General features: G+C 40.7%; 1 protein-coding gene. It reads left to right on the forward strand.

The window, feature by feature from the left end:
• Nucleotides 1-196: 196 nt before the first annotated feature.
• Nucleotides 197-1,909 (forward strand): ISL3 family transposase, encoded by a 1,713-nt coding sequence (locus tag HCG69_RS20570; RefSeq protein ID WP_221651565.1) that lies wholly within the window; start codon nt 197-199, stop codon nt 1,907-1,909.
• Nucleotides 1,910-1,923 lie beyond the last annotated feature (14 nt).

Consider the following 1,923-nt stretch of genomic DNA (forward strand, 5'->3'; position numbering starts at 1 on the left):
GGTTCTTCTTCAATTTAGTTGAACCGTGTTTGATAAGTCACTTTTGCAAAGTAGGCTCTATGGGATTCAAAATCATCAACGCTCATTCTTTTATCAGTTTAATGCTCTGTTCACTGATAATAACTGATCTCCTAAAAGAGTTAGGTTTTCCGGCATTTTTGTTATCTTTATATCGCCAAACACAAAGAATCAAGGAATGCCCGATAAACCTAACGGTAACAAAGTTACGATAAAAACCTCATTAAACAATGGCTTGTGTTCAACCCTATTCCATAAAAACAATAGTTTTTCTTTTATTTACGAATCATCCGACCTTTCCATTGAAGATGTAGGGTATGAAGGTAATACGATAGTTCTATATGCCAAAGGTTCAAAGCGGAGTGCGGTATGCCCTTATTGTGGGGGTGAAAGTCATCATGTTCATAGTCGATACACTAGAACAATAAATGATTTGTCCATACTTGGCAAGAAGGTTGTTTTGATCTTGGAATCGCGCAAGTTCTTCTGCAAAAATGCAGATTGCCCCCAAAAGACATTTGCCGAACAACCCGGCAATGAAGTCTTCCGCTACCGCAGGCGTACACGCCGATTAGAGTTAACTGTCATTCGTAATGGTCTTATGATGTCTTCCCGAACCATCAGTAAACTACTTTCGTATTGTGGCGTAGATCTAAGTTCATCAACAATACTGCGTTGCCTACATCAGCTCTGCCCTCCTGATAACAAAGAGATTGAACAAGTTGGAGTTGACGATTGGGCTTGGCGCAAAGGCGTGTCATATGGCAGCATCGTTATCGATTTATTAAATAAGTATCCGGTTGATTTGTTGGGTGACCGTGAAGCGAAAAGTTTCCTCGAATGGATGGAAGAACACCCATGTGTAAATGTCGTCAGCAGAGACAGGGCTACCGGTTATAGTTCGGCCATTGCGTCTACCGGACGGCATGTTGTGGAGGTTGCAGACAAATTCCATCTTATTAAAAACATACACGAATGTATGGACAAGCTCCTAAGCGGGCATTATGCAGCATACTGCAATAAAATCAGGGAGAAAGAATCCATGGACGATTGCCTTTTACAGCCAAAACAGACTGCCATGATCCATATACCTCCAAAGAAAGCGAAAGCAGACTCCCGCATGACAAAGTTTAAAGAGGTGAAAGAACTGCAGCTCAAGGGATTCAACCCCTTTGCCATTTCTAAAAAGTTAGGAATAGCCCGCCCGACTGCAGTCAAATTCTGCAGAATGCAAGAACTTGCTCCGCGAAACAGCAAAGCCAGGACCGATTACCATTTGTATGACAAGCACATTGAAGACGGGGTTGTAAATGGAACACCCCTGAGTACCCTTTATGCCCAGATTTGCAACATGGGCTTCAAAGGAAGTCTGGCCCCATTCTATGCCCACTACAGATACTTGAGTGATGGACACAGGGGATTTAGATCCAAATATTTCAAACCCAACCGAAGAGTGAAACAGACCGACGAAAGGTCAAGGATATTACCTCTCAAGCGGATATCTACTATCACTGCCAAATCAATCTATCAAGGAAATATGAATAAGTCGGAAGAAGAACTGATTGAGACATTGTATCAATTCGATTGGTTTAGACAAATGCATGAAGCAGCCAAATCCTTTTATTGTATTATTACAGGCACAGAAACATATGATCTAATAAGATGGATGAAAAAATATTGGAATACAGAGATACAAACGCTTAAAACATTTATACTGGGAATAAGGAAAGATTATAAAGCCGTCAAAAATACAATCAAGTATAACATTACCAATGGGATTACCGAGGGCTTTGTTAACAAACTAAAGGCAGTGAAGCGAACTATGTATGGAAGGGCAGGATTAGAGTTGCTAAGAATTAAGATGGTGATGGAACATGTCTTTTTCAACTAAATTGAAGAAGAACC

This window comes from Bacteroides sp. K03 (genome assembly GCF_019734355.1).
In the GTDB taxonomy this organism is placed as follows: domain Bacteria; phylum Bacteroidota; class Bacteroidia; order Bacteroidales; family Bacteroidaceae; genus Bacteroides; species Bacteroides nordii.